The sequence below is a fragment of the Paenibacillus sp. EKM10P genome (genome assembly GCF_011800655.1).
GTDB classification, from domain to species: Bacteria; Bacillota; Bacilli; order Paenibacillales; family Paenibacillaceae; genus Paenibacillus; species Paenibacillus polymyxa.
Genome location: NZ_JAALET010000002.1, coordinates 175537 through 190614 on the forward strand (window position 1 = coordinate 175537; position 15078 = coordinate 190614).

19 protein-coding genes and 1 riboswitch are annotated in these 15078 nt (G+C 43.8%); of the genes, 4 read left to right on the forward strand and 15 right to left on the reverse strand.

The features are described from left to right. Positions 1-7: 7 nt before the first annotated feature. The 3 genes from mobB to HFE01_RS05760 all read right to left on the reverse strand — a co-directional run bounded on the left by mobB (position 8) and on the right by HFE01_RS05760 (position 2268). A complete protein-coding gene (mobB, locus tag HFE01_RS05750) occupies positions 8-559 on the reverse strand; it encodes a molybdopterin-guanine dinucleotide biosynthesis protein B (protein WP_016820736.1) in 552 nt (183 codons plus the stop codon). Beyond that, positions 556-1833, reverse strand: coding sequence for a molybdopterin molybdotransferase MoeA (locus HFE01_RS05755; RefSeq protein WP_107733531.1), 1278 nt, complete (start codon positions 1831-1833; stop codon positions 556-558). The genes mobB and HFE01_RS05755 overlap by 4 nt, the downstream gene beginning before the upstream one ends. A gap of 195 nt (positions 1834-2028) precedes the next feature. Next, positions 2029-2268, reverse strand: coding sequence for a helix-turn-helix domain-containing protein (locus HFE01_RS05760; RefSeq protein WP_016820734.1), 240 nt, complete (start codon positions 2266-2268; stop codon positions 2029-2031). Between the two features lie 88 nt (positions 2269-2356). Between HFE01_RS05760 and HFE01_RS05765 the strand changes: the two genes are divergently transcribed. Then, entirely contained in the window at positions 2357-2572 is a 216-nt protein-coding gene (locus HFE01_RS05765) for a helix-turn-helix transcriptional regulator (RefSeq protein ID WP_016820733.1), read from the forward strand. Positions 2573-2842: 270 nt separating this feature from the next. On the opposite strand, the gene HFE01_RS05770 is transcribed toward HFE01_RS05765, so the two are convergent. From HFE01_RS05770 to HFE01_RS05780, 4 genes are read right to left on the reverse strand one after another with little or no spacing between them, the layout of a single operon-like run. Further along, positions 2843-3577 (reverse strand): hypothetical protein, encoded by a 735-nt coding sequence (locus tag HFE01_RS05770; RefSeq protein ID WP_016820732.1) that lies wholly within the window; start codon positions 3575-3577, stop codon positions 2843-2845. A 5-nt stretch (positions 3578-3582) separates the two neighbouring features. Next, positions 3583-3714, reverse strand: a complete 132-nt coding sequence (locus HFE01_RS27545; protein ID WP_016820731.1) for a hypothetical protein — start codon at positions 3712-3714, stop codon at positions 3583-3585. After that, on the reverse strand, positions 3687-4235 hold the full coding sequence (locus HFE01_RS27740) for an accessory gene regulator ArgB-like protein (protein WP_080561169.1): 549 nt from the start codon (positions 4233-4235) through the stop codon (positions 3687-3689). The genes HFE01_RS27545 and HFE01_RS27740 overlap by 28 nt, the downstream gene beginning before the upstream one ends. Continuing rightward, positions 4186-4899 (reverse strand): hypothetical protein, encoded by a 714-nt coding sequence (locus HFE01_RS05780; protein ID WP_016820730.1) that lies wholly within the window; start codon positions 4897-4899, stop codon positions 4186-4188. The genes HFE01_RS27740 and HFE01_RS05780 overlap by 50 nt, the downstream gene beginning before the upstream one ends. A gap of 176 nt (positions 4900-5075) precedes the next feature. On the opposite strand from HFE01_RS05780, the gene HFE01_RS05785 reads away from it, so the two are divergent. Next, entirely contained in the window at positions 5076-5399 is a 324-nt protein-coding gene (locus HFE01_RS05785; RefSeq protein ID WP_243208146.1) for a helix-turn-helix transcriptional regulator, read from the forward strand. A 133-nt stretch (positions 5400-5532) separates the two neighbouring features. Here the strand turns inward: HFE01_RS05785 and HFE01_RS05790 are convergent, their stop codons facing one another. The 5 genes from HFE01_RS05790 to HFE01_RS05810 all read right to left on the reverse strand — a co-directional run bounded on the left by HFE01_RS05790 (position 5533) and on the right by HFE01_RS05810 (position 9147). Beyond that, the gene (locus tag HFE01_RS05790; protein ID WP_107733530.1) at positions 5533-6288 is read right to left on the reverse strand and encodes a DUF4247 domain-containing protein; all 756 of its coding nucleotides are present in this window, start codon (positions 6286-6288) and stop codon (positions 5533-5535) included. Between the two features lie 13 nt (positions 6289-6301). After that, the gene (locus HFE01_RS05795) at positions 6302-6808 is read right to left on the reverse strand and encodes a DUF4178 domain-containing protein (RefSeq protein ID WP_017427734.1); all 507 of its coding nucleotides are present in this window, start codon (positions 6806-6808) and stop codon (positions 6302-6304) included. Positions 6809-6832: 24 nt separating this feature from the next. After that, a complete protein-coding gene (locus HFE01_RS05800) occupies positions 6833-7240 on the reverse strand; it encodes a DUF350 domain-containing protein (RefSeq protein ID WP_013371429.1) in 408 nt (135 codons plus the stop codon). Between the two features lie 129 nt (positions 7241-7369). Beyond that, entirely contained in the window at positions 7370-8038 is a 669-nt protein-coding gene (locus HFE01_RS05805; RefSeq protein ID WP_013371430.1) for a PspA/IM30 family protein, read from the reverse strand. A gap of 86 nt (positions 8039-8124) precedes the next feature. Next, entirely contained in the window at positions 8125-9147 is a 1023-nt protein-coding gene (locus HFE01_RS05810; protein ID WP_107733529.1) for an NADH:flavin oxidoreductase/NADH oxidase, read from the reverse strand. 303 nt (positions 9148-9450) lie between these two features. Here HFE01_RS05810 and HFE01_RS05815 point away from each other — a divergent pair, with 303 nt between their 5' ends. Then, positions 9451-10257 carry a polysaccharide deacetylase family protein gene (locus HFE01_RS05815; protein ID WP_016820724.1) on the forward strand — a complete coding sequence of 269 codons (807 nt, stop codon included), beginning with the start codon at positions 9451-9453 and terminating at the stop codon, positions 10255-10257. A gap of 199 nt (positions 10258-10456) precedes the next feature. Here HFE01_RS05815 and HFE01_RS05820 read toward each other — a convergent pair whose 3' ends face one another. The 3 genes from HFE01_RS05820 to HFE01_RS05830 all read right to left on the reverse strand — a co-directional run bounded on the left by HFE01_RS05820 (position 10457) and on the right by HFE01_RS05830 (position 13717). Next, entirely contained in the window at positions 10457-11125 is a 669-nt protein-coding gene (locus HFE01_RS05820) for a 3D domain-containing protein (RefSeq protein WP_019687404.1), read from the reverse strand. A 6-nt stretch (positions 11126-11131) separates the two neighbouring features. Continuing rightward, positions 11132-11305, reverse strand: a riboswitch (cyclic di-AMP (ydaO/yuaA leader). Positions 11306-11544: 239 nt separating this feature from the next. Beyond that, positions 11545-12267, reverse strand: coding sequence for an amino acid ABC transporter ATP-binding protein (locus HFE01_RS05825; RefSeq protein ID WP_013371435.1), 723 nt, complete (start codon positions 12265-12267; stop codon positions 11545-11547). Next, complete coding sequence (locus HFE01_RS05830; RefSeq protein WP_017427733.1) at positions 12254-13717, reverse strand: ABC transporter substrate-binding protein/permease; 1464 nt, start codon at positions 13715-13717, stop codon at positions 12254-12256. The genes HFE01_RS05825 and HFE01_RS05830 overlap by 14 nt, the downstream gene beginning before the upstream one ends. Positions 13718-13865: 148 nt before the next feature. On the opposite strand from HFE01_RS05830, the gene HFE01_RS05835 reads away from it, so the two are divergent. Further along, positions 13866-15044: a M20 family metallopeptidase gene (locus HFE01_RS05835; RefSeq protein WP_025365012.1), complete on the forward strand. Its 1179-nt coding sequence runs from the start codon at positions 13866-13868 to the stop codon at positions 15042-15044. The last annotated feature ends 34 nt before the right edge of the window (positions 15045-15078 follow it).

Sequence of the window (15078 nt, forward strand, 5' to 3'; positions counted from 1 at the left end):
AGCCCTCTCATCCCTGCTCTGTCTGGAATCCCATTTTGTGCCTCTGAATCTGTTCGAGTAGCCAGCAGCCTGCCGGTTCACTGGCATCGGCAGGAAATATTTGCACCGTTTGTTCATCTGAGTAGTAGTCCTGAGCCCAATCCATGTGGTACTCCCAAACTACTACTCCCTGTACATTTGTCAGTTCCTGAACAAGCTGCGCATCCGATTGTTCCCGCACCATGATCAGCTTCGGATATTTTTCCTGCTTGAAACCTTCCAGCAACACACAGTCATAGGCCTGAAAATGCCGGATGAGTCCGATCACAGGCCGACTATGTTCCTCTAAAATGGCAGTTCTTCCTGCCGAAACAATCGCTACGCCTTCGGCACCCGCCTGTCGGTGCTTATACGTATCTGTCCCCTCATGATCCATCTCAAATTCATGACCATCATGCTTGATCACAGCTACACGCAGTCCTGACTGCTGCGCATAACGAATCAAACCTCCGAGGAAGGTTGTTTTTCCTGTATTTTTGAATCCGACGATTTGACATACAAATGGATATTTCGTTTTCACGTCACCTGTCCGCCTTGAAGCACCAGTACGTGCACCTCTTCACCTTCGTGCAAGCCTTCTGTTGTGGGAGGAACTACGATCAGACAATCGCTGTCCTTAATCGTAACCATAGCACTGGATTCATCTACTCGCGCAGGAATCGCATATACTTGCCCACTACGTATCTCCAGAGAACTGCGTACAAAGCGGGTATAGTTGTTTACCTTCGTATAATCTGCTCCTAGCTTCGCCGTCCAGGTTTGCAAATACGGATGTGCCGAAGATAACATCATTTGAATAGTTGGTCGTACAAACAGCTCACAGCCTACAAAGCATGCACCGGGATTGCCAGAGAGCGCAAATAACAGCTTACCGTCTATCACTGCGGCTGTGGTTACACTACCTGGACGCATCGTAACCTTGTTGAACAGCATATTCACATCTTCCTGTCGTACGAGATCACCCATAATATCAAAATCACCCACCGACACTCCACCACTCGTAACCACAATATCATAGGCAGCTATCGCTTCTCGGACAGAAGCACGAGCAAGGTTCAAATCATCATGAATGGCTTGCAGAATGAACGGCTCTCCTCCTGCCTCTCTAATTTGAGAAGCCAGCATATATGTATTACTGTTTCGAATTTTCCCCGGTTGTAACGGCTCATCCACTGCGAGCAATTCTGATCCAGTGGAAAAGACAGCCACCCGTGGCTTCCTGTAAACTGGCACCCGATGTACACCAAAAGTAGCTAGTACCGAGACATGCCCCGCTCCCACGCAAGTTCCCTTACTGAGCAAAAGCTGACCTTCCTTAATCTCATGACCAATTTGTGTCACATTTTTGCCAACTTCCATACGCTTCTTCAAGCCAACATATGTCTGTCCATTTTCCTCACGCAGCTGTGTCGCCTCCAGCATCACCACCGTGTCCGCTCCTTCAGGTAGTTGTGCTCCTGTCATGATGCGGACTGCCATTCCCGTCTCCACCCGCTTGTCCGATACGGTGCCACAAGGAATTTCATCAATCACGTGTAGCCAGATTTCCTGACCGGTCGAACAGACTTCAGTGTCCGAGGCAAGGATCGCATAGCCGTCCATACCAGAACGACGAAAGCGGGGATACGGATGTGGCGCAGTCAAATTCATCGCCAGATAGCGACCATGTGCTTGCTCGAGCCCTACGTCCTCCCTTTCACCCTGTTGAGCATAGCTAGCTATCCTGCTTTGTGCTTCTTCCACCTTAACTGCTTTACGTTGGAATTTTTCTGTGTTTAATGGCGTCTGATTCATGTTCTCACTCCGTTCTTCTAAAATGCCCTCTTTCTGTTATAACGCTAAAACCGTTATCTGGCAAATCCGAACGGTGTTTATTGGATACTGCAAGTCTCTATCCGCCAAAAAACAGCCTGAATATCATATCGCGGCTGTTATTGGTAGATTTCGGTTTTTGGTTTTGCATGTCATCACGTCAGTTTTCTACGTATATTAGGTTATATTATTTTTACCGAAATAGATTGAATCTATTGAAACCTCATACAACGAGGACATTTGCTGCGCTCGAGCTATTGTTAAATCGGATGAATCTTCCTCTATATGTTTTAATTCATTCATTGACATACCAAGTATATTGCAAGCTATTAACTCACTATAACCTGAAGCGAGTCGTGCCATCTTTATTGTATAAAAGCTAGTGCAAGTTACATTTTCATTTTTATCTGCAACCATCCAATCAACTCCACAATATAATTGATAAAAAAGTAATTTACCTGTATACTCTGAACGAAACACTTTTCCCCTGTTAGGAGCAAGTAAGGTGCAAAAACTTACTCGGGGGAAATGCCTTTTGAAAGAGGAGCTCAAATCTCATGGACGCACTCAATCATGGCTCGCCCGACGAACTGGATATTCGCGGCAACAAATATCCAACTGGATCGCGGGACGTGACAAAATGTCATTCGAGGCGGCAGTCCTCATTTCTAGGATATTGGAGTGTAAAGCTGAGGACTTATATGAGTGGGAACTTGCCTGACAAACAGGCATTTCCTTCGGGCCGTTTGTACATGCCGGCATTTACATTATATATCCCGCTTTCACCCTCCTTTTCTTATATGTAGATTGTTTTTACCTTAATTTAAAAGATTGTTATTTTTTTCATAATCAAATTTTATCACATAGAAAATGATTAAAAACGGGAAATATGTCGAATTAAATCGAACCCGTCCGGCTTATCCTAGTCTAACTGATTATTGACTTATTCATTTAAATCTGGTAACAAAAATGACCCCTGAATTTTCATGGGTCATTTCCACAATTTTTTAAGTGCTTTAAGTTTATTATGAGACATCGAGCAAGTGAAGTCTGATCCTTCGAATCGTACCAAACCTCCAAATGCGTTAGACTCAATCTCACAAACCAATTCTAGGTTTATCAGGGTGTCTTTATAAGCAGGATATAGATACGGAAAAGCTTCCCTGCAAGCTTGAGCGGTTAGCCCGATTGAATAAGAGCGATCTCCAGAGTGAAAACGCGGGACATAATAATTTTTTTTAGGTTCCCACATATCCACACTAAGCATATTCCCTACTTTAAAAAAACCGCTCACTGCCGCTTTACCCACTACCTTAATTTCCGATCCGAAAATATAACGAATTTCTCTATCGGCATTCATTGCATTCTCATATATTTGTTTCCATCGAGATAAATTTGCTGAATTTATACTTTCTTTAATGTCTTGATTTTTAAAAACAACCTGCCCCCCTCCATAATCTCCCGTAACGATCTTGTCCACTTGTGTGATGTTAACCAAATTAGATCCGTCCAAATTGCAGAAAGTGGGTAAGCCTACGGAACATTCATGGAGGGTGGTGGGAACTGTAAATCTTCCATGAGAAGTATGAAAAAGCGGGATGTGATAATTGCTTTTAGGCTTCCACAATTCAATCGCAACTAGGTGATTCTCACAAAAAAAAGAGCAATCTCCAAGTGAATTGTCATCAAGCAATGGAGTAGCTAGGATTCGCTTTCCCTCTTCCATTAAATTCAGTTCTTTTCTGTTTTCTTCAGCTCAGCTGGTACAGGTTTAGCGCCAAAAATTGTTTTTTCTTTTTTGGTAGACTCGTTAGCGTAATTACCAAGGCTTATACTTAAAGCTCTCGCCAATTTCTTATCCATTTTCGCTCACCTCCTTTCCATAAAGGAAGAATACTGAATGCTTGTATAATTAAAGATAAACATATTATGTGAGATTGTATAAAAAAATTTAATATGCAAACCAAAATACATATCGTTTTATAATATTTGTGATGTTTGGTCTTGTTAATATAGATAAAATGATTGGGAGCATATACTACAAACATTAATAATGAACAAGCGTTAATTATCAAAATCGTTGATAAACTTAAAGAGACGAAAGGTATAGTTACACATATGGCCGTTGTAAAACAGACACAAAGGGTAAGGTTGCTGAAGTGCACCCCTCCTGAAAATCTCCTTACAAACATGATCGTAGCTAGGGCTAGTAATGCCCCCCAAAAATGTCCTGTTATCCAGGCCATAACTGCGACCATTAGTACTGCCGAAATTTCGGTAATTTTCACACCAATCGCATACTCCATCACTTCTACACTTGTAGGTCCATCAGGATCAGCTTTCTTTATTTCTGATGCGATGTGCCTCGATAGCGTTTCTAGCATCCTCGTAATCTCCTTTCTCTGATAAGAAGTACGAAATTCCAAAAGTCAGCAATGAGATGGAAAGTAGTCCTATCGTATTGGAGTTATAGAGCATATACAAAGTAACAAGAATCGTGACAAATGATATTAAGGAGCCTATAATGAACATTTTATTAAGGGGTGATAGGTAATTTTCACCTTTCAAAAAATCATGTGGGGGCTGAATGATAAATGAGAAACCAAAGTTGTATTTCCCCATGACAAAAGAAATAAAGTACGCAGTAAAAATAGAAGCTAGCTGTATAACGTAAATGGAAGAGCCAGCTGTATCACTTATAACACCTGGTTGTGCTACTCCGAAAAAGTTTGCAAAGATATATACAAATAGCTGTAGATTAATGTAAGCTGTAAGACCGGAACCAGCAGAAAAAGCCGCAAGATATGTTTTGATCCCTAAACCAAATCTTAAAAAGAGAACCATTAACAAATACTGAAGCGGAAAATCAAATTTAGGCATGCCTATAACTTCTCTCATGAGAAAGGAAAACAAGGCTATGCCCATTGCATAGAAAATTATTTTTCTTCGATTTTCCCACACGGGAAGCATATAAAGCTTCAAGACCAAAGTAACTGCCGCTAAAGCATCGAAAAAACCAAGTATAATATATAAGAAAGCAGATAACACAGTTACATCATCCTCCTATTTCGCCTGATGTAATTGTATATTTTACTAATAGATGTGGCAATGAAATAATCTAGTAAACTGGAATTTTTTGTATGAATATGAGATAAAACTTTCTCCCCCTGGTTTTCTTTTTCAAACTCGACATCCATTCGTGGTAATAAAAAAAGTCACCCCAAGTGAGCGACGTTGCTTTTGCCAATGTATTATGTTGGTTTTTTTTCGATATCAAGGTTATAATCTACTTAATTTGGGGTGGAGGGATTATTGTGGCTTTAAGTGACAATTTCAAAAAATTACGTATAAAATATCATTTGACTCAACAAGAGCTTGCTGAGATCGCTGGGGTTACCAATAAAGCAATTTCAGCTTGGGAGAGCGGACTTTCTGAACCACGGATGGGTGCTATAGAAAAGATAGCTCGTCATTTCCATATCAAAAAAAGCAATATCATTGAAGAAGATGGCATTGAGCACATAAGCCCTGATCGCAGGTCAAAGTAGACGACGATAAAATCGAAGTGAGGGAGCATCCATTCAATTTACCTTAGTAAATGTTAAACAACAAAAAAAGGAACTGTGCAAGACAGTTCCACAGTTCCGCAAACAACTTTAGAAGAAAATAAAATATTACCCATCATCGTCGACTTCGCCGGCTAATTTTACCTGAGCCGCTGCGTGTTTTAGGCTTACTATAAGATTTGCGCGGTGAATCAAATATGCTGGAACCACCGCTGCTGCCTCGGTCACGTGAAATCGAGCCTCTGCTCGGTGAACTGCTGGAGCCTCGATCGAATAGACTTCCGCTTGATCCAACGCTGGAATCCGAATTTTTCCCTCTACGGGTAACTGAACCTTTTCGTTCCACCGTTATCGGCGGAATCGCTTTTTTCTCCTGTGCTGTTGGAGCACGATATTGCCCTTGTGAAGGTCGGTATACATCTCTGCTCGAATAACCTCGATAGGAGCCAGACCCCCGCAACGAATCGAACAGAGCATCCAGCACAGTTGCAGTTAAGTATCCTTTTAGAAAGCTGGAACTGTAATTTTGCTCGACATACTTTTTACTGTCGATTTCAATGAGTGTATCTTCCTTCTTAGCTGGATCTTGCTGCAAATGGTACCATTCATCGCTATATACCAGAAACATCCGCTCATTGCTCTGAGGCGATATTTGTTCCGGTGTACGCTGTTCTTTCAATTCCTCTGCTACTTCGGGAACCGTTTTGCCTGCCGCCCGATATACGTACGAGGTCGAGTTTCCGCTACCACTAACGGATTCCAGCGGATACGTATCTTTCACATTTGGCGCCCCGCACCCGCTTAGCACGGATACGAACAAGCTAAGCGCCACAATGACCGTTAATGCATATTGCCAGGTGCGTTTGCCCATGTGTAACCCTCTCCTAGCTAGCCCGAATAACCTTGACGTCTCCGGTAATCACTTCTTCTCCTTCATAAAGCATAAAGCGACCGTCCTGCCATTCTACCCGCAATAGATGGTAATCATCAGACTGGTACTGCCAAACATGTTGCTCTCCACCCTGCCGGAAAGGAGCACGGCCCATAACGGTAACATGCCCAAAATACTGTTCTTCCAAATGATACGTTGTATCATCCAGTTCTAAAATGGTCGGTACTTCCTCCGGGTTGTCTAGTCTGCCATCGATAGCCTGATATAGTCCGAATTGCAGTGTTTCCCGTTCCTCAATATGAAGATAACTCACTTGATTACCATCCTGAAGCGTCAAAACAACGGCATTCCGGGCACGATTATGTACACGACCTACCACTTCATAGGTGACAAGCGACACTTCACAAATATCACCAGGATTTAAGTGAAGCATGCTTTTTTCCGCTTTCGGCGGTTCAGGCTTGGCAAATAGATTTGAAATTCGTTTCCATACACTCATGGTCATATTTCCTCCTTACTTTGCCTAGAAGCATGCTGTAATGATCAAGGCACCCACCAAGTGCAGCGCTCCTGAAAACAGACCGAAACCAATTTTACCTTCTTGGGTACCTTTGTCCAGATCAAACTGTGCCCAGTACCGCAACAGCAGACGCACAATCACTTCCAAAACAAGCAAGATGATAAAGGCAATCACAGAATACACAAGCGCTTCGAGCAAATTATTAGCTGTAGCAATTGAACCCGATAAAATGTATCCTTGTGCAATCAGCTTCATAATCATCCGGACTGTTACAGCCATATTTCCAGCTTTTACTTCGGCAAAATCCTTATACTTTGTAAATAAAGAATCGACATACATTAATACGAACAGCAAAATAGCACCTGCGCCCGTCCATACCAGCATCGCTTTCATCGTTTCTAAAAAATGCATTTGCTACCATCCTCCACATCTTCTTGACTACATATATTCATTTACGCCCCCAGGCAGGGAAAAGCGAAGGAGATAACGTTTCTCCTTCGCTTACTGAGCCACCACACTAGCGGCAATGCTTAAAAGTTCTTATTTGTTTTCGTATTGTTTCAGCAAAGCAGCAAGTTCGTCGTCCACAGCACTTTTCTTATCCAGCTCTTTGAACTCTTCATCCAGCGATTTTTCCTTGGAAGCCATTTCGTTGCTCGCTTCAGCACGTGCTTCTGCTTGCAGCATTTTTTCCTCCATACGCTTTAATCCAGCAGTTGCCGTATCCGAGCTAAAACCATTCATCGCTTTGTTAATTTCAGTTTGCGCTTTAGCTGCATTATAACGGGCAACCAGTGTCTCGCGCTTGTTTTTCATTTCAGTCAGCTGTCTGCGCATTTCATCCAGCTTACCACGCAGGTTGTCAGCTGCAGCTTTGTTTTGTTCATAACCAGCTTGGAACTCGTTCATTTTTTGTTCGGCAGATTTCTTTTCTTCCAGCGCACGACGAGCAAGATCCACATTTTGTGCTTTTGCAGCCGTATGAGCCTGTTCTTCGCGTTTTTTCACCAAAGCTGCCTGTTCTTCGTATTGCTGTTTAAATCTCTTTTCAATAGCAATTTGAGCGGCTACCGCTTTCTCTGCGTCTTCCAGATCCTCTTGCATATCACGAATGTATTGATCCGTCATTTTAACTGGATCTTCTGCCTTGTCGATAATGGCGTTAATGTTAGACATCGTAAGATCTCTTAATCGTTTGAAAATAGACATGTGAAGTTCCTCCTAGAATTGAATGCTTAAATTTTAAGCTCTGTACACATGTTTACGCAAGCTTTGCATAGAGGTTTCAAAAATATCTAAAAACCGCGTAGATAAGGCTCTGGAATATTTGCCTGTACTTTTAGCGCCCGTGATGCATGCAGCGCCCAATAGGGATCACGCAGCATGGCACGCCCTATGGCTACCAGATCAGCTTCATTGTGCTGAACGACTCGGCGGGCATCCTCATAATCATCCAATAAGCCGACAGCAATGACAGGCACATTCAGTTTCTCACGGATGGTATGAGCCAAATCCACCTGATAACCAGCACGCGCAGACGGACCTCCGCTGGAACCAATCGGACCCTCACCACCAGAAGAAATATGGAAAATGTCTACACCCGCATCACGATATCGTTCCCCTATGGCTGCTATGTATTCAACATCATATCCGTCTTGGACATATTCTTTGGCAGATATCCGCATTAGCACAGGCATATCAGCAGGAAGTACCTCTTTAACAGCACGTATCACCTCAACACCAAACAGTGATAAATCCTGCCCATACTCATCTTCTCGAGTATTGGTTAAAGGAGAATGAAATTGATGGATTAGATAGCCGTGAGCGCCATGAATCTCTACCGTGTCAAAACCAGCTTCTACCGCCCGGCGCGCCCCCTCTTTGTAGGCTTGAACCAGTTCCTTGACTTCTGCTCGCGTCAAAGCGTGCGGCTCTTTAAATCGTTCACTAAAGGGGATCGAAGACGGGCCTACAGGTGGCTCAGCATCTTCAGCCTTGCGTCCGGCATGGCCTAATTGAATGGCAATTTTGGCACCATACTTGTGGACTTCCTCTACCATTTTACGATATGCAGGAATATGTTCATCACTCCAAATGCCCAAATCACGATCCGTAATGCGCCCATTCGGATGAACCGCTGTCATTTCCACAATTATGAGTCCAGTCCCTCCTACCGCGCGACTCACATAATGGACATAATGCCAATCCGTCGGTTTGCCGTCCTTGGCCTCCACGCTGTATTGGCACATTGGGGGCATGACAATCCGATTTCTTAAAGAAAGCCCCTTTAATTGATAAGGAGTAAACAAGTCGGTCACTTTTATCCATCCTTCCCTCAATTCCAAGTCTGTAGCATTATGAATAGCATCCCCATTATACACCAGCTGTCACGGTATACCGAATCCTTTGTAAGGCTAAAACTTACGAAAATGCTCCAGTTTTCATTCATGTTTAGGAGAATATGCGCGTTTACTTCGTCATCTTCACGGATATCCGCTTCATGATGTGCTTCTCTTCAGTCGTGTAGGACTTCACTCAATCACCAGCATAATTTTAATAGGACAGGTACATAATAGCTGAGAGCACCACTAGGTACCACTGCACGGAAAGGGGGAATACAAATGCGGTACAGGGGAGTGTTGCCATGTTTAGCACTGTTACTAGCATTTTCAAGTTTTCCCGTTCACGCTGACACGCCTCCCAACATCGGAACGCCCCATCCCAAGGAAGCTACTGTCGCTACTTCGGTATATCAAAGTAAAGATCGAGCTACTCCAACATTAGCGATGCTACGAAAAAAGCATGCGGACATTTTTAAAATGTGCGGCCCGCACACCCGCCAAATTGCCTTAACCTTTGATGATGTGCCCGATTCAAGGTATACGCCGCAGGTTTTGGACGTATTACACGCAAACGGTATCAAAGCTACGTTTTTTATCGTCGGCCATCGTGCGGAAAAGCATCCGGGGATCATACGCCGCATCATCCGCGAGGGTCATGCTATAGGAAACCATTCCTATACTCATCCGGATTTCAGGAAGGCCACACCAGAACGCTTTCGCCACCAGATTACAAAAACAGAACGCATTTTAGAAGCCAGCGCAGGTTTTCGGCCCAGATTGATACGACCACCCTATGGTGAAATCACGGAGCCTCAAATTCAGTGGGCGCGTCGTCATGGGTACATGATCGTCAATTGGAATGTGGACTCTCTAGACTGGAAGGGATTGAGCAAAACACAGATTCAGCGTAACGTGATCCCGGCTACCAGACCTGGCTCCATTATTTTAATGCATGCAGGTGGAGGTCAAAGTTCCAACTTGCAAGGTACTGTCCAAGCTTTGCCGGGTCTAATCCACTCTTTAAAAGCTAAGGGCTACAAGTTTGTCACAGTCCCCCGGCTACTTCACACATCGGAACGAAAATAACAGTATGTCTAAGCCTCGTATATACCAACAACGTAAAAAGGCTGCCTTGACGAGCAGAATGCTTCTGCTTGTAAGACAGCCTTTTTTAGCGATAAACGACCGTACTGATAAGAAGTCGTCCCAGTTATATGTTGTGTGCTATAATATTAAGTTTACATAATATATATTATGTTTAATGAAATCAAATATATGCACAATGCTATTTATCAATAACGTACAGTTTCACATTTTGGAAGCCGAAGTCGTTCACGAATGATTTGTTGCCAGGGATAAAGATATCAATCCGCTTTCCGGTAATAGCGCTGCCCTGATCACGGGCAACGGCTACAAAAGAATGGTCTGGCAAGCCGGGATGGGAATAGCCTGTAACTAGCACCTTTGTTCCCATAGGAATGACTTTCGGGTCTACTGCAATTGTACCCAGTTTAAGCGGATTACCGTAGTAATCGACTGCACCCCATTTGCCATTTTCATCAGCTGCGGCTGAATATGCTGTTGCTTTAACATCAACAACTTTACTGTAATTGAATGTTTTGCCCCATGCTTCAATTGTTGGCCTCTCATTCGCTGGTGCTTTCTCCGTAAGTAGCTGTGGTTTCGAATCCGAAGCCGCCTTCACACTTTTTTCGTCTGGCACTTTAATTTGTAGACCGGCATATATGTTGTTGGACGCAATATCCGGGTTAGCCTTCGTCAAGTCATCTACCGATACCCCATAACGTTGAGCAAGCAAAAAGAAAGTATCGCCTTCTTTGGCAGTATGAAGCGAAGCAGCATTTGCTACTCCAGCTGTCTGTGCCAATCCTGCAATCGCTGCGGCAAGCACCGCAAATTTCATGGTTTTTCCAATATGTTTTAAGTGTTTCAAAGATATGTACCTCCTCTGTTGTGCCTGCGAGGTTAGCTGTCGGATTCGGGCTCAGGAGAAGCCCTATGCTTGCGCAATTCACCCCTAGGTCATATTCCATACTTTTTATGATGTATTGGAACAATGGCCGTTGTTACGTCCCCCGCACTTCCCATAGTTTGAGTCCAGCACCTGAGTATTTATTATCATAAGTGCTGCCTCGGTAAGTTTTGGCTTACTGCATAATATCACAATTTTGTAACCTTATCTGCATGAAAATGTTGGGAACCTTGAACATCATACTACACTCATTACAATTTTGTCATTAAGAATCCGTTTTTTGTTACGAAAATATGGAGATATGGTGACAAAAAAAGAAAAGCCCTCCGTGAACCATCGTCACGAGAAGGGCTATGTCAATATTTTATAAAAGCATTTTCTTACAGTACTTTAGCAAGAAAGTCACGAGTACGATCATGGCTTGGAGTACCAAAAACTTGCTCAGGCGTGCCTTGCTCTATAATTTGGCCGTTGTCCATAAAGATGATCCGATCCCCTACTTCACGGGCAAAGCCCATTTCGTGCGTCACGATCACCATCGTCATGCCGCCTTCAGCGAGCTTCTTCATTACATCTAGAACCTCTCCAACCATTTCAGGGTCCAGAGCTGAAGTAGGCTCATCAAACAGCATTACGTGCGGCTGCATAGCCAGAGCACGTGCTATCGCTATACGTTGCTTTTGACCGCCAGATAACTGGTTCGGGTAGGTATTCTTCTTATCCTCAAGCCCCACGGTCCGCAGGAGCTCCAACGCAATTTTCTCCGCTTCTTTCCCCGATTGCTTCTTCACCTGCGTTGGTGCAAGCGTCAGGTTCTGCAGTATTGTTTTATGCGGAAACAGATTAAAATGTTGGAAAACCATCCCCATCTTCTCTCGAGTCGCATTAATATTATGACCACGGGCCGTAATCGGCTCACCCTCAAACAAGATTTCCCCTTCTGTTGGCTGTTCCAACAGATTCATACAACGCAAAAACGTACTTTTCCCCGAACCACTCGGTCCGATGATGACGACTACTTCACCCTTAGCGATATCTATATCAATGCCTTTTAAAATTTCATTTTTACCGAACGATTTACGCAGTTGTTTAACGGTGATCACTGGCTCTCAACTTCCTTTCCCATAAACCCAACAGCTTGGATAAGCTGAATGTCATTACAAAATAAATAGCCGCTGCGATTACGAACGGGCTTAATCCTTCATAGGTAATATTCTTAATGACCTGAGCTTGGTACATAATATCCACCATCCCAATGGTCGAAATAATAGATGATTCTTTAATGATCGTAATGAACTCATTACCAATAGCAGGCAATATAGATTTAAATGCTTGCGGTAAAATAACGTGACGCATCGCTTTGCCTCGTCCCATCCCGAGCGAGCGGGCAGCTTCCATCTGTCCACGGTCTACGGCCTGAATACCAGCACGGAAAATTTCAGCCAAATATGCCGAACTATTCAGAGACAACGTAATTATACCGGACTGGAGTGGCGTAAAATTAACACCTAACGTCAAAGCAACTCCATAATGAATAATCATAAGCTGCACCAGCATAGGTGTGCCGCGCAGTATCTCTACATATGCGGTACCTAGCCACTCGATAATACGAATACCACTCATCCGCAGCAAGGATATGATCAGCCCAATAATGAATCCGAACAGTACTCCGAGCGCAGACAGCAATAGAGTGTAGCCGATACCCGTAGCGTAGAAACTGCGATATTTCAAAAATATATCTACAATGCTATTCGAAGAAACCTGTCTGTCAGCAGACAGTGCACTCGCTTCTGTAGAAAATTTCTCAATCGATCCGTCCGCTTTCAGGCGAGCCAACGTTTTATTTACTGAAGCAAGCAATTCCGCATTTCCTTTACGGATGCCTACAGCAGTTTCTGCTCCTTCATCTTCAGGTACTGCTTTGGCAAGTGTTACGGTACCGTCTAGCGTGTATCCTTTAGCAACGGTATCTTCGATTACAACCGCGTTGATACGCTTGGTCCGAAGCTGGAGTACCAGATCGGATATTTTATCCAATGAGGTTACAGAAGCATTAGGCACTTTTTGCGCAATTTCTTCCTGGATACTCCCCTTCTGCGCACCGAGCTTCTCTCCTTTTAGAGCAGCCATCGTTGAATATTTGTCTTTGTCCTCTGGACGTACCATAATGACTTGCTTGGAACGATAGTATACATCCGAAAAATCAATGCTCTTTCTGCGTTCATCCGTCGGTGTCATACCAGACAGCACCAAGTCTACGCGACCACTTTGCAGAGCAGGCAGCAAAGAGTCAAAACTCATGTCCTCTGGGACCATCTCTGCATCCAGATCCTTGGCGATTTCCTTGGCGATTTCAACATCAAACCCGACAATGGTATCCTGACCGTTAATAACTTTGTGAAACTCATACGGCGGGAAGTCAGCACTCATACCCACTACAAGTTTTTTCTGTGGCTTTCCTTCCGATCCGTATGCAGTGAGCATAGGAAGACCAGCCAACAGCAAGATAACCGCCGTCAAAACCAGGGCGGTAAAACGATATGCCTTTTTCAATCTTTTTTTCTCTCCTTAAATTCTTTATAATAAATAAGATTGTGTCATTATAAATGAATATGCATGATTATGCAATGAATGTTATAGTACAATTTTAGTATATCTATCGCAGTACCTACATTACAGCATATATAAAGGAGTTTTCAGCATGAATTTTAAACAGACCATTCAACACACCATTGAACAGCATGCCGAGCGGTTTAAGGACATTTCGTTGTATATAGGCGCAAACCCTGAACTTGGAAACGAGGAATTCCTGGCCTCTGCCCGTCTAAAAGAAGAACTTGCCTTTCACGGTTTTGAAGTTCAGGCACCCATATTGGGTATAGAAACGGCCTTTATTGCTACTTACAAAGCAGTCAAGCCTGGACCAGTTGTTGCTTTTCTGGCAGAATATGACGCCCTGAAAGGTTTAGGGCACGCCTGTGGACACCATTTGATATGCATGATGAGTACAGGCGCTGCCGTCGGTCTCAAATCGATCATCGACGAGACTGGTGGAGAAGTACGTGTATACGGCACACCTGCCGAAGAAACACGCGGTGCAAAGGTTCCGATGGCGGCGGCTGGATTGTTTGATGATTGCGACATAGCCATGATGACACATCCCTTCGATCGCTACGAAAAATCAGGAAAATCGCTGGCGATTGATGCTGTACAGTTCGAATTTTTTGGTCAATCCGCTCATGCTGCGGCCAGTCCGCACGAAGGGATTAATGCCTTGGACGCTGTGATTCAAACGTTTAATGGGATCAACGCATTTCGGCAACAGGTGAAAAGTACAGTACGTATCCATGGCATCATTAATCAGGGTGGGCAGGCTGCCAATATTATTCCTGATTACGCCTCAGCTCAATTTTACGTGAGAGCCGCGACACGCCAAGAACTGAACCCGCTTACCCGTCGTGTTATTCAAATTGCTGAAGGAGCTGCTTTACAAGCCGGGTGTCGCTTGGAAACCTCCAATTATGAGACTTCTTATGATGAAATGGTGACTAACGGTGTACTCTCCGACACCTTTACTGCAAATTTGGTGCAGGCTGGTATTGCGCAAGAAGATATTACGGAAGGCGAAGATCATGGCTCTATGGATATCGGAAATGTATCACTTCATTGCCCTGCGATCCATCCGTACATTCAAGTTATTGACGAGAAGCATGCCTTGCATACACCAGAATTCCGCGATTTGGCGATGCAGGACCGCGCAATGGAAGGAATGCTCTTGGCCGCGAGGACCTTGGCATGGACAGCTTGCGATGTAATCACAAGTTCTGAGCTGCTGGCACAGATTAAAGAAGAATTCGCTCTACTGAATAGCAAAAGCTAAAATCAGAAATGCCGTCTTCTTGGAGAAAGGAGTG

Excerpts from the sequence above, each read along its gene's own strand:
- HFE01_RS05755 (WP_107733531.1), bottom strand. The coding sequence starts at position 1,833 with ATGAATCAGACGCCATTAAACACAGAAAAATTCCAACGTAAAGCAGTT.
- HFE01_RS05760 (WP_016820734.1), bottom strand. The coding sequence starts at position 2,268 with ATGGTTGCAGATAAAAATGAAAATGTAACTTGCACTAGCTTTTATACA.
- HFE01_RS05770 (WP_016820732.1), bottom strand. The coding sequence starts at position 3,577 with ATGGAAGAGGGAAAGCGAATCCTAGCTACTCCATTGCTTGATGACAAT.
- HFE01_RS27545 (WP_016820731.1), bottom strand. The coding sequence starts at position 3,714 with ATGGATAAGAAATTGGCGAGAGCTTTAAGTATAAGCCTTGGTAATTAC.
- HFE01_RS27740 (WP_080561169.1), bottom strand. The coding sequence starts at position 4,235 with ATGCTAGAAACGCTATCGAGGCACATCGCATCAGAAATAAAGAAAGCT.
- HFE01_RS05790 (WP_107733530.1), bottom strand. The coding sequence starts at position 6,288 with ATGGGCAAACGCACCTGGCAATATGCATTAACGGTCATTGTGGCGCTT.
- HFE01_RS05795 (WP_017427734.1), bottom strand. The coding sequence starts at position 6,808 with ATGAGTGTATGGAAACGAATTTCAAATCTATTTGCCAAGCCTGAACCG.
- HFE01_RS05800 (WP_013371429.1), bottom strand. The coding sequence starts at position 7,240 with ATGCATTTTTTAGAAACGATGAAAGCGATGCTGGTATGGACGGGCGCA.
- HFE01_RS05805 (WP_013371430.1), bottom strand. The coding sequence starts at position 8,038 with ATGTCTATTTTCAAACGATTAAGAGATCTTACGATGTCTAACATTAAC.
- HFE01_RS05815 (WP_016820724.1), top strand. The coding sequence starts at position 9,451 with ATGCGGTACAGGGGAGTGTTGCCATGTTTAGCACTGTTACTAGCATTT.
- HFE01_RS05835 (WP_025365012.1), top strand. The coding sequence starts at position 13,866 with ATGAATTTTAAACAGACCATTCAACACACCATTGAACAGCATGCCGAG.